We start from the raw sequence: 22578 nt of genomic DNA, 5'->3' as shown, positions 1-22578 counted from the left end.
CCCGCGGCGTGCGCATAAAAGCAATTCATGTTATTTATTTAACGCATTCCATAATGGAATAGTTAAGCGGGAGTCGCCATGGATACCCAGAGCCTGCAAGCCTTCCTTGCGGTGGCCGACAGCGGCAGCTTTTCGCGTGCCGCCGAGCAGCTGCATCTGACGCAACCGGCAGTCAGCAAGCGCATCGCCGTGCTCGAGGGACAGATCGATGCGCGCCTTTTCGATCGCATCGGGCGGCGAGTGGCGCTGACCGAGGCCGGCCGACTGCTGCTGCCCCGGGCACGGCGCATCCTGGTCATGGTCGACGACAGCCGGCGTGCCCTGGGCAACCTGAGCGGCGATGTGGCCGGCAGGTTGACGCTGGCCACCAGCCACCACCTGGGGCTGCACCGTCTGCCGTCCCTGCTGGAGGACTACACCCACCGCCACCGCCGGGTCCGCCTGGATCTGCATTTTCTCGACTCCGAGCAGGCCTATCAGGGCGTGCTGGATGGCGAGCTGGAAATCGCCGCGGCTACCCTGTCGCCCACACCGGAGCCTCAATTGACCACGGTGCCGGTGTGGATCGACCGGCTGTGCTTCGTCTGCGCCCGGCATCACCCCCTGGCGCGCCGCCGGCAACTGGGCCTGCAGGAACTCTGCGCGCATGATGCCGTGCTGCCCGGTCCGATGACCTTCACCCGTCGCCTGGTCGAATCCCGCTTCGCGGCGGCCGGCCTCGAATTGCCGGTGGCCATCTCCACCAACTACCTGGAGACCCTCAAGATGATGACCGGCATCGGGCTGGGCTGGAGCCTGCTGCCGGAGAGCATGCTGGGAGAGGAACTGCAGGAGCTGGACGTCGACCATCCCCCCATCCAGCGACCGCTGGGCTATCTGGTCCACCGCAATCGCACCCTGTCCAACGCCGCGCGGGCCATGCTCGAGATGTTCGATGCGGCGCGCACAGCGGAGGCGCAGGCCTGGAGCCCGGGCTCGTCAGCACCGGCGAGCGAGGCGTGAGCGCAGCGGACGCCGTGGCCGACTTGAGCCGCGCCGGACAGTTGCTTAGGATGCTATAAATTTCGTTGGCCTCGACCATGTCCCGGAAAGCCGATCCCGATCACTCGCCCGCCGAACGGGTGGCCTGGCGCCATGCCCTGGCCGGCCTGGCCATCGTCGCCGGCCTCGCCCTGCAGATCGCCCAGTTTGCCGGCATCACGCTCGCCCCGCATGGGGTCGGCTACCTCCTGTGGTTGAGTACCGCCCTGCTATGGCGCGACCTGCCGCCCCGCAACCGCCGCCAGGCAGGCTGGCTGGCGGCGATCGGGCTGAGCCTGTTGTTGGTCGCTCATCTGGTCTTCGATGCCGATATCGCGTGGTGGGCCATCCTGGATGGCAATACCTATGTGGTCGCCATGCTGGTCGGGGTCAGCTTCATCGGCCTGATCGGCAACCTGCGTGGCCAGTCACGGCCACCCGGCGGCCAGGCGATCACCGGGCGCCGCGGACTCGCCGGCACCTGGCTGGGCGTGCACCTGCTGGGGACCATCCTCAACCTGTCGACGGTCTTCATGGTCGGCGACCGCCTGCAGCGCCGCGGCCCCCTGAGCATGCCCCAACTGCTGGGTCTGAATCGCGGCCTGTCGAGTGCCGCCTGGTGGTCGCCCTTTTTCGCCTCCATGGGCATCGTGATGACCCTGGCGCCCGAGATGGACTATGCCACTGTCGTCATGCTCGGCCTGCCACTGGCGCTGTGCTCCGGCCTGCTGACTCTGCTGGAACTGCCCCGGCGTTTCGACCTGAGCGCCACGGCCGGCTTTTCGATGTCACCCCGCAGCCTGCTGATGCCGGTGGCCATGGCCGGGCTGGTGATGCTCTTCCACTACGGGCTGACACCGCAGCTGTCCATCGTCAGCATCATCACCTTCCTGATGCCGAGCGTGGCCCTGGCCACCAACCTGAGCCGCGGCCCCGCCTGGACCCTGTATCGGCTGCGCCAGCATACCCTGACCCGGCTGCCGGCCATGCGCGGCGAGATTTCCCTCTTCCTGTGCGCCGGACTGCTGACGCAGGGCCTCTCGACCCTGCTGGATGCCGCCACCGGCAGCGGCTGGACCCTGTTTGCCGACTTCGGCATCGCCCAGGCCAGCCTGAGCTTCCTGGCCATCGTGGCCAGTGCCGTGGCCGGCCTGCACCCCATCATCGGGGTCTCGGTACTGGCGTCGATGCTCGAACTGGCCCCCGGCGAGCAGACGCTGTTTGCCTTCGTGGCGCTCAGCGCCTGGGCCATCGGCACCAGCGTCGGTCCGCTGTCGGGCATCAACCTCTCGCTGCAGGGCCGCTATGACGTCAGCGGCACCCGCATGATGCGCCATAACCTGGGCTATGCGCTGGTCATGGCGCTGCTGGTGGTAGCAGTGCTGTGGCTGCTGGCCGACTGAGAGGGTGTTTACAAAAGTCACGAGCGACGGCCAGGCCAGGCGAAATCAGCCGAAAAAGCGGAGTTTACGAGCTGGTAAATGAGCATTTTGAGGCTGATTTCAACGCCGCATGGGCGAGCGCAGTAATTTGTAAACACCCTCTGAGGCCAGCGCGGGAATGCCTCAGCTCGGCGCACGCACGAAATAACGATGACCGCACTTGTGGCAGGGCTCGATACGCTCCACGCCGGTCAGCTCGACAATGGCATCGCAATGCACACAGGCCATGCGCCCCGGCACGGCCATTTCCCCGGCCGTGTAGTCGGCGCGCGAGGCTTCCAGGTCATCCTCGAGCCGCTCGCGCTCGATGCGACTGCGGTCGGCGATCGAGAACAGCGCCTCGGTGACCGTGCGTGACAGGGCCGAGAGGTCGATGCCCAGCCAGCTGGCCACGCCTTCGCCGCCGGCGCTCAAGTAACGGCGCATCTCCTTGAGGTCGCGTTCGACCCAGGCGCGCAGCAGCGCCAGCTCATCGCGGGTGAACTCTTCCACCTCGGCCTCGAACTCGACGGCGTCATCGAGCTCATGCTGCAGGTTCTCGCGATTGAGATCCCCGGCCCCTTCCTTCAGGCGCCCCAGCATGCGTTCGTAAGCCGCCTTGAGGCGGTGATCCTGATGACGCGGATCCGGATGGTCGCTCATGACATTCTCCTCGTGTGGCGCCTGACATTCGCCGGCCCATAGCCGGAACCCGGGCTCCTGGGGTATCCTTGCTGGCCGACACATTTTCCATTTAGACGGCACGCCGTCGGTGAATCAAGCAGATTCCACCTCGCGAAGGATCCTCCGGGTGGCCTCGGCTGACATCGACTCGCTGACGCGCGCAGCGTCGCCCGCGTTGCCCTCGACCAGCAAGGTATCCGAATACAGCGATGGACGCACAATACAAGCCCTTTGATATCGAACGCGATGCCCAGCGGTTCTGGGAAAAGCACCAGTGCTTCAAGGCGATAGAGGATGCCAGTCGCGAGAAGTTCTACTGCCTGTCGATGTTTCCCTATCCCAGCGGCAAGCTGCACATGGGGCATGTGCGCAACTACACCATCGGCGATGTGGTCTCGCGCTACCAGCGCATGCAGGGCCGCAATGTCATGCAGCCCATGGGCTGGGACGCCTTCGGCATGCCGGCGGAAAACGCGGCCATACAGAACCAGGTACCGCCCGCCAGCTGGACCCACCAGAACATCGAGGCCATGCGCGACCAGCTCAAGTCGCTGGGCTTTGCCTATGACTGGAGCCGCGAATTCGCGACCTGCGACGCGGATTACTATCGCTGGGAACAGTGGTTCTTCACCAGGCTGGTCGAGAAGGGGCTGGTCTACAAGAAGATGTCCACGGTCAACTGGGACCCGGTCGACCAGACCGTGCTGGCCAATGAACAGGTCATCGAGGGGCGTGGCTGGCGCAGCGGCGCCCTGGTGGAACGCAAGGAAATCCCCCTGTGGTTCCTCAAGATCACCGACTATGCCGAAGAGCTGCTGTCCGACCTGGACCATATCGATTGGCCCGAGCAGGTCAAGACCATGCAGCGCAACTGGATCGGCAAGTCCCGCGGCGTCGAGCTGACGTTCGATACCCGCGGTGCCGGCGGCGAGGCCCTGGAGCCACTGTCGGTCTACACCACCCGGCCCGATACCCTGATGGGCGTGACCTATATGGCCGTTGCGGCCGATCATCCCCTGGCCAGGTCGGCCGCCGAGGATAACCCGACACTGGCCGGCTTCCTCGAGGAATGCGCGCTGGGCGGCACCTCCGAGGCCGACCTGGCCACCCGGGAGAAGAAAGGCATGCTCACCGGGCATACCGCGGTCCACCCGCTCAGCGGCCGTGAGTTGCCCATCTATGTCGCCAACTTCGTGCTGATGGAATTCGGCACCGGCGCCGTCATGGCCGTGCCCGCGCACGACCAGCGTGACTGGGAATTCGCCACCCGCTACGGGGTCCCCATCGAGCCGGTGATCGCCGATGCCGACGGCCAGACGCCGGACCTCACGGCAGGAGCTCATGTCGAGCATGGTCCCCTGATCAACTCCGGCGAGTTCGATGGCCTCGACTTCGAGGCGGCCTTCGATGCCATTGCTGCCAGGCTCGCCGAGCTGGGGCGTGGTGAGGTCAAGACCAACTATCGCCTGCGCGACTGGGGCGTGGCCCGTCAGCGCTACTGGGGTGCGCCGATACCCGTCAAGTACGGCCCCGAGGGCCAGACCGTGCCGCTGTCCGACGAGGAACTGCCGGTCTCGCTCCCCCTGGAGGTCACCGTCGATGCCTCGGGGTCGCCGCTCAAGAAGATGCCCGAGTTCAGCGATCTCGGCGAGGGCTGGGTGCGCGAGACCGATACCTTCGACACCTTCATGGAGTCGTCCTGGTACTTCGCGCGCTTCTGCTGTGCCGACAACGACTCGGCGATGCTCGACGAGCGCGCCGATCACTGGCTTCCGGTGGACCTGTATATCGGCGGCATCGAACACGCCATCCTGCACCTGCTGTACGCCCGCTTCTTTACCAAGCTGATGCGTGACTTCGGCCTGGTCCAGGCCGATGAGCCCTTCCAGCGCCTGCTGACCCAGGGCATGGTCATCGCCGAGACCTACTACCGCCCCACCGCCAATGGCGGCAAGCAGTGGTTCAATCCGGCCGATGTCGAAGTCAGCCGGGACGACAAGGGCCGGCCGGTGAGCGCGATCCTGGTGTCGGACGGCCAGCCGGTGGAAATGGGCGGCATCGAGAAGATGTCCAAGTCGAAGAACAATGGCGTCGACCCCCAGGCCATGATCGATCGCTTCGGCGCCGATACCGTGCGCCTGTTCATGATGTTCGCCGCGCCGCCCGAACAGTCGCTGGAATGGTCGGACTCCGGCGTGGAGGGCGCTCACCGCTTTCTGAAGCGCCTCTGGCGGCTGGTTGCCGAGCACCTCGAAGCCGGCACGCCGGGCAGCCTGGACAGCGGATCACTGGACGACGACCAGCGCGAACTGCGCCGCAAGACGCACGAGACCATTCAAAAGGCGAGCGACGATATCGGCCGGCGCACCACCTTCAACACCGCCATCGCCGCCGTCATGGAGCTCGCCAATGCCATCGGGCGCTTCACAGACACCTCGCCGCAGGGCCTGGCCGTCGCCCGTGAAGCCGTCGAGACCTGCGTGCTGTTGCTGGCTCCCATCACGCCGCATGTCTGCCATGCTCTCTGGTACGAGCTGGGGCACACGGAAGCGGCCATCGATGCCACCTGGCCGACACTCGACGAATCCGCCCTGACCCGCGACAGCATCGAGCTGGTGGTGCAGGTCAACGGCAAGCTGCGGGCCCGCCTCGAGGTCGCCGCGGATGCCGACAAGGAAAGCATCGAGGCTCAGGCCATGAGCCACGAGAACGTCCAGCGGCATATCGAGGACCAGACGGTGCGCAAGGTCATCGTGGTCCCCGGCAAGCTGGTCAATATCGTCGTCGGCTGAGCGACGGCCAAAGGAGTCTTCATGCATCGCCGCAGCCTGCTTCGCTTCTCTCTCGCCGCCGGCGCCAGCCTGGCGCTGGCCGGATGCGGTTTCCAGCTTCGCGGCCTGGGCAGTGATGCCCTGCCTTTCGCCGAGCTGGACCTGGCCGGCCCGAACGACGCCTTCACGCGCCTGGTTCGGGAGCGCCTGACGGCCGCAGGTGTCGCCGTCGGCGACGCCGCTCCCCTGCGTCTCAACCTGGGCCGCGAGACCTTTCACGAGCAGCGCCTGAGCGTGCTCAATTCGGGCTATCAGGAATACGACATGACGCTGAAGGTGTCCTATTCGGTGCAACGCAGTGCGGATGATGCCTACCGCCTGGCGGAGCAGCAGCTCGAGGTCCAGGAGCGTTTCTCGATCAGCAGCGACAACCTGCTCGCGGCGGATGACAGGCGTGACGAGGTCCGGCAGCGCCTGCGCGAAACGGCCGTGGAACAGCTCTTCCATCGCCTGCATGTGCTCGACGACGCCTGAGGAGGCGTGATGAAGGTCTTTGCCGACAAGCTGGAGAATGCCCTGGCCAGTTCGCTGCCAGCGGCGGTCATCGTGGCCGGCGACGAGCCGCTGCAGCACATGGAGGCCTGTGATGCGGTGCGCGAGGCAGTGCGTCGCGATGGCATCGAGGAACGCGAGGTACTGCATGTCGAGGCCAACTTCGCCTGGGGGCGCCTGACCGAGAGTGCCGCCAGCATGTCGTTGTTCGCCTCGCGCAAGCTCATCGAGCTGCGCCTCAGCGGCAAACCCGGCCAGGAAGGCGCCAAGGCACTCAAGGAGTACGCCGACGGCATGGCGAACAGCGACAACGTCCTCCTGATCGCCTCGCCCCGGCTGGATTATCGCGAGCAGAAGGCGGCCTGGTTCAAGGCCCTGGACAAGGCCGGTCTCTTCGTCCCGGTCTGGCCGGTGGATGCCTCGCGACTGCATTACTGGCTGCGCGACCGCGCCTCGCGCCACAACCTCGGGCTGGATCTGGATGCCGCCCGCGTGCTCGGCGAGCGTACCGAGGGCAACCTGCTGGCGGCCGACCAGGAACTGCAGAAACTGGCCCTGCTGCTGCCGCCGGGCGCTCGTGTCTCGCCGCAACAGGTGACCGGCGGCGTGGAGGACAGCGCACGTTTCGATGTCTTCACCCTGCTGGATGCCTGCCTGAAAGGCGAACGCTCGCGTGTTTCGCGCATCATGAGCGGACTGCGCGGCGAAGGGGTGGAACCGCCCATCGTGCTCTGGGCCCTGACCCGGGAATTGCGCCTGTTGCTTTCCCTGCAGCAGCATCTCGACCAGGGGCAAAGCCTGGAACATGCCTGCAAGGCCCAGAAGCCGCCGATCTTCGACAAGCGCCGTCCGGCCTACCAGCAGGCCCTGAAGCGCCTGCCCATGAAACGCCTGCATAAACTCCTGCTGTTCGCCCAGCGCCTGGATCTGGCCATCAAGGGCGCCGGCAGCATTCCGCTATGGGATGGCCTGCATGACCTGGCATTGACCCTGGCCGGTGGACGCGGACCGCTGGCGGAATTGCCCTCGTCGTATCGCATCGGTGCCTGACGGCATGCGCGGTGGTCACTTCGATGTTAGAAAAGCGCAGGTGCAGGAGACACTGGCCTTCCGCTATAATCTGGCGCATCATCGCCACCATCATCAGGCACGGATGCCTCGACTGGAGCCGACGAGAGCCGTTCTCACTCACCTTTTCGATTGAAGGATACCCGACATGAAACGACTCAGCCGCCTGCTCAGCCCATTGCTGATCGCCGCCCTGGTCCTTGGCAGCCTGCCGGCCGTGGCCGCCTCGCCACAAACGGACCTGGTCGGCACGGCCGAGGTCCTGGAGGCCAGCACCATCCAGCAGGACCGCGAACGCATCCGTGAGGTGCTTGCCCGGGAGGACGTACAGCGCCAGCTGAAACTGCAGGGCGTGGATGCCGATGAAGTGAAGTCCCGGGTCGCCGCCCTCTCGGATGCCGAGGTCAGCGAAATGGCAGATCGCCTCGACCAGATGCCGGCCGGCGCCAGCGTCGTCGGTGCCCTCTTCGCCGTCTTCGTGATACTGCTGGTGACCGATATCCTCGGCTTGACCGACGTCTATCCGTTCACCCGCTGATGGCGATCTCCCTCATGCAACAGCCATCACGCAAGATACCGGACGCCCGCCTAGCGGGCGTCTTCGCGTTGATGCTGCTGATCATCAGCCTGAGCGGCTGCGCCACGACGCCGAGCCTGTCGGCCGAGGCATCTCGCACCCTGGCCCGCGACACGCTCATCGAGGATGTCCCCTTCCATGGCCAGCGCGAGTATCAGTGCGGCCCGGCCTCCCTGGCCATGGCCCTGGCCGCCAGCGGCGTGGACGTGGAGGTGGATACGCTGATTCCCCAGGTCTTCCTGCCCGGCAAGCGAGGCAGTGTGCAGCCGGAAATGCTCGCCACTGTGCGTCGCCAGGGGCGCATTCCCTTCCTGCTGGAAGGCGGCTTCGAGGGCCTGCTCGGCGAACTGGCGGCCGGACACCCGGTGATCGTGATGCAGAACCTGTCACTGCCCTGGTGGCCGGTCTGGCACTATGCCGTCGCCATCGGCTACGATCGTCGTGCACAGCAGATGATCCTGCACAGCGGCATGACACCTCGCCAGCGCACCGACTTCGACCGTTTCGATGCCACCTGGTCGCGCAGCCAACGCTGGGGCCTTGTCGCTCTGGCCCCCGGCGAGCTGCCGGCGCGTATCGACGTCTCCAGTGGCATGCAAGCGATCAGCAACTTCGAGGATGTCCAGGGACCCGAGGCGGCCCTGCCGGCGTGGCAGGCTCTGGCCGAGCGGCATGATGATGCCGCAATGCCATACTTCGCACTCGGCAATGCCTGGCATGCCACCGGCGCTGTCGATGGCGCCATCGACGCCTTTCGCGCCGCCACGGATCGCGATCCGACGCTGGGGGCCGCCTGGCTGAATCTCGGCCTGCTGCTGCAGGCACAGGGGCGGGAAAGCGCAGCTCGTCAGGCCATCGCCAGAGTCGCTCGACTCCCCGGGCCCTGGCAGGAGCGCGCCCGGCGGCAACTGGACTAAAGCAAGCAGGTAAGGAGGCCTGAAGTGAGCTACGACATCGCGTTGAAGCGAATCTATCACCCCGTCGAGCCAGAGGATGGCGCTCGTCTGCTGGTGGATCGGCTATGGCCACGCGGCAAGCTTCGCGAATCCCTGGCACTCACCGACTGGTACCGCGACGCCTCGCCCTCCCCGGCCCTGAGGCGGCTCTACCATGAAGGCGACATCAGCTTCGGCGTCTTTGCCACCCGCTACCGGGGCGAGTTGCGCGATTCCCCGGATAGTCTGCTGCCGCTGATGCGACTGGCTCGGCAGGGTCGCCTGACCCTGCTCTCGGCGGCCCGTGACCTGGACGCATCGCACCTACCGGTTCTCAAGGAAGCGGTGCTGGCGGCCTTGCACGACGAGGATGCCGCCGATCGCGAACCTGCTTCATCGCCCTGCTTTATGACGCAGGACCATCACCACGATGCCTGAAAGCACAACCCCGGCTCGTGGCCGGGGTTGTGCGGTTCACGTCATGCGCGGCACGGATCAACGGCGAGAGCTGGCATCATAGCCCAGATCGGCACCGCTGTTCTCGTCACTGCTGCGACGCAGGCCGCCGCGCTTGCGGCTCTCTTCCTCACAGACCTTGTCCTGGCCACCACAGACCTCACAGCCTTCCTTGAGGCCCAGATTGTTGAGACCGCCGCAGGAGCCCTGAATCGGTCGCTGTCCCAGGATTACGCCCACGGCCATGGCGGCCACGATAAGCAGCATCACTGCCAGAACAACCAGAAAAGTACTCATGGCATAGCTCCAGATTGAAAAGACATGGGGTCTATCATTTATGACCACGACATCCGGTCATGTGATCCCCTGCACTCCTTGTCGGGTATGCCGACAGCTTCTTGCTATCGGCATACCCGACCAGAAGCACAGGGCCGGCACTCCGGCCGGCCCTGGCTGACCCGGCGTATCAGCCGCCGAAGTCGTCGAGCATGATGTTTTCCGGTTCGACACCAAGATCGACCAGCATCTTGATGACGGAAGCGTTCATCATGGGCGGACCACACATGTAGTACTCGCAGTCCTCGGGCGCTGGATGGTCCTTGAGGTACTCATCGTACAGCACATTGTGGATGAAGCCCGTCGCGCCTTCCCAGTTGTCTTCCGGCAAGGGATCGGACAGCGCCAGGTGCCACTCGAAGTTGTCATGCTCTTCGGCCAGCTTGTCATACTCTTCATTGTAGAAGGTCTCGCGCCAGGAGCGAGCCCCGTACCAGAAGCTGATCTTGCGCTTGGTGTCCAGGCGCTTGAGCTGGTCGAAGATGTGGCTGCGCATCGGTGCCATGCCGGCACCACCACCCACGAAGACCATCTCGGCATCGGTATCCTTGGCGAAGAACTCGCCGAAGGGCCCCATGACGGTGACCTGGTCGCCCGGCTTGAGGTTGAACACATAGGTCGACATCACACCGGGCGGATGGCTGGTGTTGGGCGGCGGCGTGGCGATCCGCACGTTGAACTTGAGGATACCCTTCTCTTCCGGGTAGTTGGCCATGGAATAGGCGCGGATGATCTCCTCGTTGTTCTTGTGCGACACATCGAAGAGACTGAACTTCTCCCAGTCGCCACGATACTCTTCCTCGACGTCGAAGTCGGAGAACTTGATGTCGTAGGGAGGCGCCAGCAGCTGCACATAGCCCCCCGCACGGAAGTCCACTTCCTCGCCTTCGGGGAGGCGCAGGTTGAGCTCCTTGATGAAGGTGGCGACGTTGGGGTTCTCGATGACCTCGCATTCCCACTTCTTGACGCCGAAGACCTCTTCAGGGACCTCGATCTTCATGTCCTGCTTGACCGGTACCTGGCAGGAAAGGCGCCAGCCTTCCTTCTTCTCGCGCAGCGTGAAGTGCGATTCCTCGGTGGGCAGGATGGAGCCACCGCCCTCCTCCACACGGCAGCGGCACTGTGCGCAGGAGCCGCCACCACCACAGGCGGAAGAGAGGAAGATGCCGTTGGCGGCCAGGGTGTTGAGCAGCTTGCCACCCGCCTGGGTCGTTAGCGTATGCTCGGGGTCACCGTTGATCTCGATGGCGACATCCCCGGTACTCACGAGCCTGCTGCGCGCGCCCAGGATCACTCCTGTCAGACCGATGATGACCACGGTGAACATGACCACACCGAGCAATATGACTGTTGTATCAACCATGTCGGTTTCCTATTGCTTGCGTTGCCTGGTGACCGGTGGCGCGACGGCCACCGGCAGAACACGACTCACCTCAGATCTTGATGCCGGAGAAGGACATGAAGCCCAGCGACATCAGGCCAACGGTGATGAAGGTAATGCCCAGGCCCTGCAGTGAGGCGGGCACGTCGCTGTACTTGAGTTTCTCGCGGATACCGGCCAGGGCGGTGATCGCCAGCGCCCAGCCGACACCGGCACCCAGTCCATAAACCACGGACTCGCCGAGGTTGTAATTGCGCTCGGACATGAACAGGGTCGCACCGAGGATCGCACAGTTTACGGTGATCAACGGCAGGAAGACCCCCAGGGCGTTATAGAGCGCCGGGACATACTTGTCGAGGAACATCTCGAGAATCTGCACGATCGCCGCGATAACGCCGATGTAGCTCAGATAGCCGAGGAAGGTCAGGTCGATGTTCGCGGCCCCGGGAATCCCGGTCCAGGTCAGGGCACCCTCGCCCAGCAGATAGGTCAGAATCAGGTTGTTGACCGGCACGGTAATGGTCAACACCACGATGACGGCAATCCCCAGGCCGAACGCCGAGGATACCTTCTTGGATACCGCCAGAAAGGTACACATGCCCAGAAAGAATGCCAGGGCCATGTTCTCGACAAAGACCGAGGCAACGAAAAGGCTCAGATAATGTTCCATGTTACACGGCCTCCTTCGGCTGAGTATTGGCCTTCATCTCGAACTCGTTCTCCTCGACCTGCTCCGGGTTGATGGCGCGCAGCCCCCAGATGATGAAGCCGATGATGAAGAACGCCGAGGGTGGCAGCAGCATCAGGCCGTTGGGCACGTACCAACCGCCGGTGGCCACCGGCTCGAGCACGGTGAAGCCGAACACACTGCCGGAACCGAACAGTTCACGGAAGAAACCGACGGTCATCAGGATGAAGCCATAGCCGATACCGTTGCCGACACCGTCCAGGAAGGACAGGCCCGGCGAATTGGTCATGGCAAAGCCTTCGGCACGCCCCATCACGATGCAGTTGGTGATGATCAGACCAACGAAGACCGACAGCTGCTTGGACATCTCGTAGGCATAGGCCTTGAGGATCTGGTCCACCACGATGACCAGTGAGGCGATGATGGTCATCTGGACGATGATACGGATCGAGGACGGAATATGATGGCGGATCAACGAGACGAAGAAGTTGGAAAAGGCCGTCACGAAGATTACCGCCAGCGACATGACCAGCGACACACTCATGCTGCTGGTTACCGCCAGCGCACTACAGATCCCGAGGATCTGCAGGGCGATCGGGTTATTCTTGAAAATCGGCGTCGTCAGGACGCCCTTGGCAGTCGGTGCAGACATCTTCAGGCTCCTTCAGGCTCGTCAATGGAAACCGTCTTCACGGCTTCCTGATCGATACCGCTGCGGAATTTTGCCAGGTACTTACCAAACCCTTGTGGCCCCAACCAGAACTCCAGCATATTGCTGACACCATTACTGGTCAGCGTGGCGCCGGAGAGCGCATCGACCTCAGTCTTGGCATCGGCACCCCCCTTCACCAGACCTATTTCCGGATCAGTGTCGCCGCCTTCTCCATAGATCTTCTTGCCATCCCACTTGGCCTTCCAGCGAGGTGTGTCGACCTTGGCGCCCAGACCCGGCGTCTCGGAGTGCGAGTAGTAGGTGATACCGACGATGGTATTGCCGTCACCTTCCACCGCCAGATAGCCACGCATCAGCCCCCACAGGCCCTGACCGCGAATCGGCAGGATCAGCTGTTCGGGGTTCTGCGGGTCGCCCACCAGGTAGACGGTGCTGTAGTTTTCCTGACGCGAGAGACCCGCGATGTCCCTCTCACCGGACAGGGTACGCGACTGGGCAGGATCACGCGCCGCCTCAAAGCCACTGTACTTGTTCGGGTCGAACTCGTCGGTGTACTCACCGGTCCGCAGGTTAACGACCTTGGGCGTGACCTGCTGGAACCTTTCCGCCACATCATCGCCCGGCTCATACAAGCCCGCGACGTTGAGAATGTTGGTCTTGCGGTCCAGTTCCTGATTGAGCTGCTGCTTGGCGCGCAGCGCCACTGCAGCAGTGGACACGATGATCGAACACACGATGCAGAGTGCGAACGCCACCGTCAGGATCTTCTTGATGGAGTTGTTGCTCTGTGCCATCAGGCATTCTCCTCGGCCAGTTCACCAGTACGCCGCTGACGGCGCTTGATGTTGGCCTGAACAAAGAAGTGGTCGATCAGCGGGGCGAACAGGTTGGCGAACAGGATCGCCAGCATGATGCCTTCCGGGAAGGCCGGGTTCACCACACGAATCAGCACGGTCATGACACCGATCAGTGCGCCGAAGATCAGACGCCCCTGCTGGGTCATGGAAGCGGACACCGGATCGGTGGCCATGAACACCATGCCGAAGGCGAAACCGCCGACCACCAGGTGCCAGTACCAGGGCATGGCGAACATCGGGTTGCTATCGGAACCCATCAGATTGAACAAGGTGCTGGTCACCACCATGCCCAGGAAGACCCCCAACATGATGCGCCAGGAGGCGATCTTGGTCCACAGCAACACGGCCGCGCCGATCAGGATCGCCAGCGTGGAAGTCTCGCCCACCGAGCCGGGGATGAAGCCGAGGAAGGCATCCCACCAGCTGAACTGGTCCGTGAGGGTGCTCATGCCGCTCTGGAAGGCCGTCGACAGAGCCGTCGCCCCGGTATAGCCATCAGCGGCCACCCAGACGGCATCACCGGAAAGCTGGGCCGGATAGGCGAAGTAGAGGAAGGCACGACCCGTGAGCGCCGGGTTGAGGAAGTTCTTGCCGGTACCGCCGAAGATCTCCTTGCCGATCACCACCCCGAAGGTAATGCCCAGGGCCACCTGCCACAGCGGAATGGTCGCCGGCAGGATCAGCGCATACAGCACCGAGGTGACGAAAAAGCCCTCGTTGACCTCATGGCCACGCTTGATGGCGAAAAGGACTTCCCAGAATCCGCCGACCACGAAGGTCACCAGGTAGATGGGCAGGAAGTAGGTGGCCCCGAGCACGAAGTTGCTCCACAGGCTGCCCGCGTCATGCCCGCCGCCGAGGGTCATGACAATGGCCTCGCGCCAGCCGCTGGCGGCACCGAAGCCGTCGGCGATCGCCAGGTTGGCCTGCCAGCCGGCATTCCACATGCCGAAGAACATGGCCGGGAAGGTGCACAGCCAGACCGTGATCATGATGCGTTTCAGGTCGATGCCGTCACGCACATGCGCCGTGGTCTTGGCGACACTGGGTGGGGTATAGAAGATGGTGTCCACCGCTTCATACAGCGGATAGAACTGCTCGTACTTGCCACCTTTGTGGAAGTGCGGCTCAAGATTGTCGAGTGTCTGTCGGATACCCATCATCAGGCCTCTTTCTCGATCGTGGTGAGGTTATCGCGCAGGATGGGACCATATTCGTACTTGCCCGGGCATACATAGGTGCACAATGCCAGGTCTTCCTCATCCAGTTCCAGACAGCCAAGCTGCATGGCCGTCTCGATGTCACCGACAATCAACGAACGCAACAGCTGCGTGGGCAGAATGTCCAGCGGCATCACTTCCTCATAGACCCCTACCGGCACCATGGCACGTTCCGAGCCATTGGTGGAGGTAGTCGGCGCATAGTTTCTCAGGCCCTTGATCTTGGAGAGATAGATCCCCATCACGGAGTGCCGGTCGCTGCCCGGCGACAACCAGCCCATCAGGGTGCGTTTGTTGCCTTCCTCGATCAGGCTGAACTGACTGTTGAAACGCCCCAGGTAACGCAGACTGCCTTCGGCGGTGAAGCCCGAAAACACCGAGCCGGAGATCACCCGGGTATCCTCGGGATTCACGACCTCGCCGTCGAGCAGCTCCTCGGTACTGGCCCCCATGCGGGTACGCAGCAGGCGTGGCTGCTCGGCACGCGGGCCACCCACGGCAACCACCCGGTCGACGTCGAGCTTGCCCTCGGCGAACAGCTTGCCGAAGGCAATGACATCCTGATAGCCGATGTGCCACACCGACTTGTGCAAGGCCACTGGCGAGAGATGGTGGATGTGCGTGCCGACCAGGCCTGCCGGATGGGGCCCGGCAAAGGTCTCGGTCTCGACGCCCTGGACGTCACCGCCGGGAAGGTCGGCATCCGGCGCGCCGCACAGGAAGACACTGCCCTGGGTGAGCCGCTTGAGCACCTTCAGACCATCCGCGAAGGCCTCGGCCTGCTCGTTGATGATCACGCCGGGGTCGGCGGACAGCGGGTGGGTGTCGATGGCCGTCACGAAGATGTTCTCGGGCTCGGCATCCAGCGCCGGGGTCCGCGAGTAGGGCCGCCCGCGCAGTGCCGTCCACAGCCCTGACTCAACCAGCTGGTCGACCACGGTCTGGCGCTCGAGGGATTCCAGTTTGTCGCGACCGTGAGCGGTGAAGGATTCCGCTTCCTCGGTGTCGTCGACCTTGATCACGACGGACAGTAACTTGCGTTTTTCGCCACGGTTGATGGCCACGACCTCACCGGCAGCAGGTGCCGTGAAACGCACACCCTCGATCTTCTTGTCGGTAAAGAGCAGCTGGCCCAGTTTGACCTTGTCCCCCTCCCGGACCTCCATGGTCGGCTTCATGCCGATATAGTCGGTACCGAGTACGGCCACGTGGCGTACCGGACGCGCATCCTCGATACGCTGTTCCGGGGCCCCCGTGATGGGGAGATCCAGGCCTTTCTTGACTTCGATCATAGTCTCGCCCAGTTGATGGATCGGATATACGAAGGAAAGGGGTACGAACGGGTTCAGATTCTATTGGTTGTCAGAATGTTACCAGTCAGGCCCGAGATGCACTCGGACCACCCCGAAAATCATGGATATTATAAAGAGAAGCCAGTCCCCTGACTACCGACCTAAGGTCGCAATCCGGGTTGGGTGACGTCGTTGCGCGACATCCGGGGCAGCACGCGGCGTGCAAGGAGGTGTTCGAGGGCGGGACAACAGCGGGTATGGCCGCCCCGGGCGAAAGCCGGGGCGGCGGCAGGGGTCATGCCTGGGCGCGGGGCAGCTTGAGAAAGCTCACGTTGGAAACCTGCTGCAGGATGCGGATCACCTGACAGCTGTAACCGAATTCGTTGTCGTACCAGACATACAGGACGACATGCTTGCCATTGGCGATGGTCGCCTGGGCATCGACGATGCCGGCATGGCGATTGCCCACGAAGTCGGTGGACACCACCTCAGGCGAGTCGACGAAGTCGATCTGCTTCTGGTAATCGGAGCCGATCGACATGCGACGCACATAGTCGTTGAGCGTGTCGACATCGGCTTCCTTGTCCAGGGTCAGGTTGAGAATCGCCATGGAGACATTAGGCGTCGGCACGCGAATGGCATTACCGGTGAGCTTGCCATCGAGCTCCGGCAGGGCCTTGGCCACGGCCTTGGCGGCACCGGTTTCGGTGAGCACCATGTTGAGCGGTGCACTGCGCCCACGGCGGTCGCCCTTGTGGTAGTTGTCGATCAGGTTCTGGTCATTGGTATAGGAGTGCACGGTCTCGACATGGCCGTGGGCGATGCCGAACTCGTCATTGACCACCTTGAGCACCGGCACGATGGCATTGGTGGTGCAGGACGCCGCCGAGATGATGCGATCGTCGCCGGTAATGTCCTGATGATTGATGCCATAGACGATGTTCTTGACATCGCCCTTGCCCGGTGCGGTCAACAGGGCTTTGGCCACACCCCGGCAATCCAGGTGCTGGCCGAGGCCCGACTCGTCGCGCCAGATGCCGGTATTGTCGACCACCACCGCATTGTCGATGCCGTAGTCGGTATAGTCGATCTCGGCCGGCGAGTCGGCATAGATCACCTTGATGACATTACCGTTGGCAGTCAGCGTACGGGCCTCGGCATCCACGCTGATGGTGCCGTCGAAGGGCCCATGCACACTGTCGCGACGCAACAGGCTGGCGCGCTTCTCGAGGTCCTTGGCGATGTCGCCGCGGCCCCGCACGACGATGGCCTTGAGGCGCAGCAGGTTGCCGCCCCCGGCCTTTTCCACCAACACGCGTGCCAGGATGCGGCCGATGCGGCCGAAGCCATAGAGCACCACGTCCTTGGGCTGGCCGGTGCCGGCATCCGGGTCATGGCCATCGACGATCTCGGCCAGTTCCTCGCGCAGGAAGGCCTCGGCATCACCGCCGCCACGATGCTTGAAGGCCACGCCCAGCTTGCCGACGTCGACGTGCGCAGGCCCCAGATTGAGGCTCTGCATGGCCTGAATCAGCGGAAAGGTGTCCTGGACGGAAAGCTCGGTGCCCTCGATCTTGCGGACGAAGCGGTGATCCTTGAGGATCCGGATGACGCTGCGGTTGAAGAGTGAACGCCCGAACATGGTGGTCACCACGTTGTTGCAGCGATACAGGCTGCCGATCAACGGGATCATCTGCTCGGCAATCGCCTGGTTGTCGTGCCACTCCTGGAAGACGGTATCGAGGGATTGCTGACTCACGTGAGGCCTCTTTATCGGGGATGGAAAAACGCACTGCATTATCCGAGGCCGGCCTGTGAAGAGCAATCACGGGATGGTCGCAGGCGGTGTAGGCGGATTACAACAACGGTTGTCTCACTACATGATCCACCGGGCTGATATGATGCCAGCATTGACCCACTCGACACGACGCGACCGACATCATGACGACCTTTTCGCCACTCGACCCTCGTCGTCCCCAAGGGCTGCGTGACACCCTCTACTGGCAGACCCCGCCGGGCAGCGCCACGGCCCTGGCCCTGGCCCATCTGGCCGAGGACGCACCGCTGCTGGTCATCACCGCCGACACGGCCGCCGCCCAGCGCCTGGAAGGCGACCTGGCCTTCTACTCGCATCTGCCGGTCCTGCCCTTCCCCGACTGGGAAACCCTGCCCTACGACAGCTTCTCGCCGCACCAGGACATCGTCTCGGCCAGGCTGCGGACCCTGCGACGCCTGCACGAGGGCGAACACGGCATCGTGCTGGTGCCCGTCAACACCCTGATGCAACGCTTGCCGCCGGTCGACTACATCGCCGGCCGGGTCATGACCCTGGAGGTCGGCATGACGCTGGATCGCGAAGGCTTCCGCGAACGCCTGTCTCGTGCCGGTTACCGTGCCGTGGAGACGGTCTACGAGCCCGGCGAGTTCGCCCTGCGGGGAGCCCTCATCGACCTCTACCCCATGGGCCATGACACCCCACTGCGTATCGATCTGTTCGATGACGAGGTCGACACCCTGCGCAGCTTCGATCCGGACACCCAGCGCAGCCAGGACAGGATCGAACGTCTCGACCTGCTGCCGGCCCACGAGTACTCGCTGTCACGCGGGGCGATTGCCTGTTTTCGCGAGGGTTTCGAAACGCTCTTCGATGTCGATCCGCGCCAGTGTCCGCTCTATGTGGACGCCCTCAAGGGCATCCCCTCCCCGGGCCTGGAGCAGTATCTGCCCCTGTTCTTCGAGGAGACCGCCACCCTCTTCGACCACCTCTCGAGCCAGTCGCGAGTCGCCCTGACCCCGGGGGTCCATGAGGCCGCCGAGCACCACTGGGCCGCCATCGAGAGTCGCTTTGATAACCTCGGGGTCGACCCCACCCGGCCCCTGCTGCCGCCGCACAGAGCCTTCGTGCCGGTTGCCGAGGTGTTTGCCGGCATCAAGCGTCTCCCCCGGGTCGAGCTGACCGACGACCCCGAACACCCGCACGCCATCCTGCCGGCGGCGCGTCCGGTACCGGAGGTCACGGTCAACGCCCGAGCCAGGGAGCCGCTGGCATCGCTGTCCGGCTTTCTCGCCGAGCATCCGACCCGCATCCTCTTCGTGGCGGAGTCCCGCGGGCGACGCGAGGCCCTCGAGGAGACCCTGGCCCCCCTGCGCCTGGAGCTGCCGCATGTCGAGGATTTCCCCGCCTTTCTCGCCGGCGAGCAGCGCCTGGCGATCACCGAGGGCACCATCGACGCCGGACTGTGGCTCGATTCCCCCGATTTGGCCGTCATCAGCGAGACCGAACTGTTCGGCGAAGTGGTACGCCAGAGCCGACGCCGCGAAAAAGCCACCGACAACGACGAGCTGGCCATTCGCCACCTGTCGGAACTGCGCCCCGGGGCGCCGGTGGTGCACCAGGCGCATGGCGTGGGCCGCTATCAGGGTCTGGAAACCATCGCGGCCAGCGGCCAGGCCGCCGAGTTCGTGTCGCTTGAATACGCCGATGGCGCCAAGCTCTATGTGCCGGTCGACAGCCTGCACATGATCTCCCGCTATGCCGGCGTCGACGACGACCTGGCGCCCCTGCACCGACTGGGCTCGGAACAGTGGGACAAGGCCAAGAAGAAGGCCGCCGAGAAGATCCGCGACACCGCCGCCGAGCTGCTCGATGTCTACGCCCGCCGGGAGGCACGCGAGGGCTTCGCCTGCGCCATGCCGGACAGCGACTACGCCCGCTTCGCCGGCAGCTTCCCGTTCGAGGAAACCCCGGACCAGCGCGCCGCCATCGAGGCCGTGGTCGGCGACATGACAGCACCACGCCCCATGGACCGCGTGGTCTGCGGCGATGTCGGCTTCGGCAAGACCGAGGTGGCCATGCGCGCCGCCTTCCTGGCCGTGCACTCCGACCGCCAGGTGGTCGTGCTGGTCCCCACCACCCTGCTGGCCCGCCAGCACTACGAGAACTTCCGCGACCGCTTCGCCGACACCGCCGTAAACATCGAGCTGGTATCACGCTTTACCGGCGGTCAGGGACAGGGGGCGGCCAAGCAGCGTATCGAGGATGGACGCGCCGACATCGTCATCGGCACCCACAAGCTGCTGTCAAAATCCATGCAGTTCGCCAACATGGGCCTGCTGATCATCGACGAGGAACACCGCTTCGGGGTCGCCCAGAAGGAGCGGCTGAAGCAGCTGCGCGCCGAAGTGGACATCCTGACGCTGACGGCCACGCCCATTCCCCGCACGCTTAACATGGCCATGAGCGGCATACGCGACCTGTCGATCATCGCCACCCCGCCGGCCCGCCGCCTCTCGGTCAAGACCTTCGTCCAGCAGCGCGACGAAGCCGTCATCAAGGAGGCCATCCTGCGCGAGATCCTGCGTGGTGGCCAGGTCTACTTCCTGCATAATGAAGTCAAGACCATCGAGACCGCGGCCGAGACGGTGCGCGAGCTGGTGCCCGACGCCCGGGTCGGGGTGGCACACGGCCAGTTGCCGGAGCGTTCCCTGGAACGCGTGATGTCCGACTTCTATCACAAGCGCTTCAATGTGCTGGTATGCTCGACCATCATCGAGACCGGCATCGACGTGCCCAGCGCCAACACCATCGTCATCCAGCGAGCCGACAAGTTCGGGCTGGCCCAGCTCCACCAGTTGCGCGGCCGTGTCGGCCGCAGTCACCATCAGGCCTACGCCTATCTACTGACCCCGCCGCCGCGCGCCATGACCCGAGACGCCACCAAACGCCTCGAAGCCATCGCCCAGGCCGAGGACCTGGGCGCCGGCTTCACCCTGGCCAGCCACGACATGGAGATCCGTGGCGCCGGCGAGCTGCTCGGCGATGAACAGAGCGGGCAGATGGAAGCCCTGGGCTACAGCCTCTACATGCAGATGCTGGATCGGGCCGTGAAGGCCATCCGCGACGGCAAGACGCCCAATATCGAGGCCCCGCTCGACGAGGGCGTCGAGCTCAGCCTGAACCTGCCGGCCCTGATCCCGGACGATTACCTGCATGACGTCCAGCAGCGGCTGGTCATGTACAAGCGCATCAGCCACGCCGAGAACGAGGCCGACCTCAAGGAACTGCAGGTCGAGATGGTCGACCGCTTCGGCCTGCTGCCGGATTCGGTCAAGACGCTACTGCGCCAGACGCGGCTGCGCCAGCGCGCCGAACGGCTGGGGATCCTCAAGCTCGAGGCCGGCAGCGAGCGTGGTCGGGTGATCTTTTCCGCCCAGACGCCGGTCGACCCCCTGGCACTGGTCGAGCTGATCCAGCATCAGCCCGACACCTACCGGTTGGAAGGGGCCGACACCCTGCGCTTTTCGGCCGACATGCAGGACGAGACCCAACGCTTCGCCTTCGTCGAGGAGCTGCTGGACCTGCTCAACCGCAAGGCGGAAGCCGCCTGAATGCGCGCTTTCTTCACCCGGGTGACGAACTTTCCCGCGGTGGCCAACTCCAATGCAAGCCCATGGCCGCCTCACAGGCGGGCATGGCGACGACTCAACGGCAGACCATGATGATGACAGCAATGAGACCTGGATTCCTGCGCGGGCCTTCTGCCCGCCTCGCTCTGGCCATCGCCCTCGGCGGCGCCCTCGCCACGCCGTCAATGGCCGACGCGGAAGACCTTCCCGCCGGGCATTTCCGGCTTCCCGAACAAGGCGACCTGGTCGGCGAGATCACCACGGTCGAGGCCGATAAGGAGGACACCCTGATCGACATCGGTCACGCCCATGGTATCGGCTACCGGGCCATGGTGCGCGCCAACCCCGAGGTCAGCGTCTGGTACCCCGGCGAAGGCACCGAAGTGACCATTCCGGGCCGCTTCATTCTGCCCGATGCCCCCCGCGAGGACATCGTGATCAATGTCGCCGAAATGCGCCTCTACTACTATCCGCCGGCCGAGGACGGCGAACCCCGCACCGTCCAGACCTATCCACTCGGGGTCGGCCGCCAGAACTGGGAAACGCCACTGGGCAATACCACGATTACCCAGATGGTCAAGAACCCGGCCTGGTATCCGCCCGAGTCAATCCGCCAGGAGCGCGCCGAAGCCGGAAACCCACTGCCCGAGGTGGTACCGGCCGGCCCGGACAACCCACTGGGCACCCGCAAGATGCGCCTGGGCATTCCGGGCTACCTGATCCACGGCACCAACAAGCCGGAAGGCGTTGGCATGCGCGTCTCCCACGGCTGCGTGCGGATGCTGCCGGATGACGTGGAAACCCTCTTCGCCCAGGTCTCGGTGGGCACTCGGGTGCGCATCATCAATGAAAGCCTCAAGCTCGGCTGGGCCGACGGCAAGCTCCATGTCCAGGCCTACCCCTATCTGGATGAACAGCAGGGCACCACCATCCAGCGGATCACGGAAGCGCTCTCGGAAGTACAGGCCGCCCTCGAGGGCAAGGAGTACCAGGTCGATTACGCTCGCCTGAAGGAGGTGGTCGAAGTGCCGAGCGGTATACCAGTGGCGCTGAAAGCTCCGCCGGAACCGCAGGAGCCGCCGCAACCGGAACTCAGGCCCACGCCGTTCTATGACCAGCTTGACCTGCAGTTCGCCTACCCCGGTTTTCACAATCATCTTGCCTACACTGGCGAGCCGTACGAGTCAGCTCGCTGAGCCTGCCACTCCCCCTACGACAAGGGCCCCGCCATTACGGCGGGG

19 protein-coding genes are annotated in these 22578 nt (G+C 64.1%); 10 read left to right on the top strand and 9 right to left on the bottom strand.

All coding sequences use genetic code 11. The features are described from left to right. Positions 1 to 78: 78 nt before the first annotated feature. Both HHA01_RS04290 and HHA01_RS04285 read left to right on the top strand, forming a co-directional pair. A complete protein-coding gene (locus tag HHA01_RS04290; protein WP_141318094.1) occupies positions 79 to 1002 on the top strand; it encodes a LysR family transcriptional regulator in 924 nt (307 codons plus the stop codon). A gap of 77 nt (positions 1003 to 1079) precedes the next feature. Beyond that, positions 1080 to 2423: a hypothetical protein gene (locus tag HHA01_RS04285; protein WP_141318092.1), complete on the top strand. Its 1344-nt coding sequence runs from the start codon at positions 1080 to 1082 to the stop codon at positions 2421 to 2423. 162 nt (positions 2424 to 2585) lie between these two features. Here the strand turns inward: HHA01_RS04285 and HHA01_RS04280 are convergent, their stop codons facing one another. Beyond that, positions 2586 to 3104, bottom strand: coding sequence for a zinc ribbon-containing protein (locus HHA01_RS04280; protein ID WP_141318090.1), 519 nt, complete (start codon positions 3102 to 3104; stop codon positions 2586 to 2588). Between the two features lie 230 nt (positions 3105 to 3334). On the opposite strand from HHA01_RS04280, the gene leuS reads away from it, so the two are divergent. From leuS to HHA01_RS04250, 6 genes are all read left to right on the top strand, one after another. Then, positions 3335 to 5917, top strand: a complete 2583-nt coding sequence (leuS, locus tag HHA01_RS04275; RefSeq protein ID WP_141318088.1) for a leucine--tRNA ligase — start codon at positions 3335 to 3337, stop codon at positions 5915 to 5917. Between the two features lie 21 nt (positions 5918 to 5938). Continuing rightward, positions 5939 to 6430: an LPS-assembly lipoprotein LptE gene (locus tag HHA01_RS04270; RefSeq protein ID WP_141318086.1), complete on the top strand. Its 492-nt coding sequence runs from the start codon at positions 5939 to 5941 to the stop codon at positions 6428 to 6430. Between the two features lie 9 nt (positions 6431 to 6439). Next, on the top strand, positions 6440 to 7498 hold the full coding sequence (holA, locus tag HHA01_RS04265; RefSeq protein WP_141318084.1) for a DNA polymerase III subunit delta: 1059 nt from the start codon (positions 6440 to 6442) through the stop codon (positions 7496 to 7498). Positions 7499 to 7664: 166 nt separating this feature from the next. Beyond that, positions 7665 to 8054, top strand: coding sequence for a PA2779 family protein (locus HHA01_RS04260; protein WP_141318082.1), 390 nt, complete (start codon positions 7665 to 7667; stop codon positions 8052 to 8054). Positions 8055 to 8068: 14 nt separating this feature from the next. Next, complete coding sequence (locus tag HHA01_RS04255) at positions 8069 to 9010, top strand: PA2778 family cysteine peptidase (RefSeq protein WP_246053812.1); 942 nt, start codon at positions 8069 to 8071, stop codon at positions 9008 to 9010. A gap of 24 nt (positions 9011 to 9034) precedes the next feature. Continuing rightward, positions 9035 to 9466, top strand: a complete 432-nt coding sequence (locus tag HHA01_RS04250; RefSeq protein WP_141318078.1) for a DUF488 domain-containing protein — start codon at positions 9035 to 9037, stop codon at positions 9464 to 9466. 57 nt (positions 9467 to 9523) lie between these two features. On the opposite strand, the gene nqrM is transcribed toward HHA01_RS04250, so the two are convergent. From nqrM to HHA01_RS04210, 8 genes are all read right to left on the bottom strand, one after another. After that, entirely contained in the window at positions 9524 to 9781 is a 258-nt protein-coding gene (nqrM, locus tag HHA01_RS04245) for a (Na+)-NQR maturation NqrM (protein ID WP_141318076.1), read from the bottom strand. 169 nt (positions 9782 to 9950) lie between these two features. Continuing rightward, on the bottom strand, positions 9951 to 11183 hold the full coding sequence (gene nqrF, locus HHA01_RS04240) for an NADH:ubiquinone reductase (Na(+)-transporting) subunit F (protein WP_141318074.1): 1233 nt from the start codon (positions 11181 to 11183) through the stop codon (positions 9951 to 9953). A gap of 70 nt (positions 11184 to 11253) precedes the next feature. Beyond that, positions 11254 to 11871, bottom strand: coding sequence for an NADH:ubiquinone reductase (Na(+)-transporting) subunit E (gene nqrE, locus HHA01_RS04235; RefSeq protein WP_141318072.1), 618 nt, complete (start codon positions 11869 to 11871; stop codon positions 11254 to 11256). Position 11872: 1 nt separating this feature from the next. Then, entirely contained in the window at positions 11873 to 12541 is a 669-nt protein-coding gene (locus HHA01_RS04230; protein WP_141318070.1) for an NADH:ubiquinone reductase (Na(+)-transporting) subunit D, read from the bottom strand. A 2-nt stretch (positions 12542 to 12543) separates the two neighbouring features. Then, a complete protein-coding gene (locus HHA01_RS04225) occupies positions 12544 to 13356 on the bottom strand; it encodes a Na(+)-translocating NADH-quinone reductase subunit C (RefSeq protein WP_141318068.1) in 813 nt (270 codons plus the stop codon). After that, positions 13356 to 14582 (bottom strand): NADH:ubiquinone reductase (Na(+)-transporting) subunit B, encoded by a 1227-nt coding sequence (locus HHA01_RS04220; protein ID WP_141318066.1) that lies wholly within the window; start codon positions 14580 to 14582, stop codon positions 13356 to 13358. The genes HHA01_RS04225 and HHA01_RS04220 overlap by 1 nt, the downstream gene beginning before the upstream one ends. Continuing rightward, a complete protein-coding gene (locus HHA01_RS04215) occupies positions 14582 to 15931 on the bottom strand; it encodes a Na(+)-translocating NADH-quinone reductase subunit A (protein ID WP_141318064.1) in 1350 nt (449 codons plus the stop codon). The genes HHA01_RS04220 and HHA01_RS04215 overlap by 1 nt, the downstream gene beginning before the upstream one ends. 295 nt (positions 15932 to 16226) lie before the next feature. Next, the gene (locus tag HHA01_RS04210) at positions 16227 to 17690 is read right to left on the bottom strand and encodes a glyceraldehyde-3-phosphate dehydrogenase (protein WP_141318062.1); all 1464 of its coding nucleotides are present in this window, start codon (positions 17688 to 17690) and stop codon (positions 16227 to 16229) included. A 182-nt stretch (positions 17691 to 17872) separates the two neighbouring features. Here HHA01_RS04210 and mfd point away from each other — a divergent pair, with 182 nt between their 5' ends. Together mfd and HHA01_RS04200 are read left to right on the top strand one after the other, a co-directional pair. After that, positions 17873 to 21319: a transcription-repair coupling factor gene (gene mfd / locus HHA01_RS04205; RefSeq protein ID WP_141318060.1), complete on the top strand. Its 3447-nt coding sequence runs from the start codon at positions 17873 to 17875 to the stop codon at positions 21317 to 21319. Positions 21320 to 21441: 122 nt separating this feature from the next. Then, positions 21442 to 22533, top strand: coding sequence for a L,D-transpeptidase family protein (locus HHA01_RS04200; RefSeq protein ID WP_246053811.1), 1092 nt, complete (start codon positions 21442 to 21444; stop codon positions 22531 to 22533). Positions 22534 to 22578 lie beyond the last annotated feature (45 nt).

The sequence above is a fragment of the Halomonas halmophila genome, assembly GCF_006540005.1.
GTDB classification, from domain to species: domain Bacteria; phylum Pseudomonadota; class Gammaproteobacteria; order Pseudomonadales; family Halomonadaceae; genus Halomonas; species Halomonas halmophila.
This window is presented reverse-complemented; position numbering and strand designations above follow the sequence as displayed.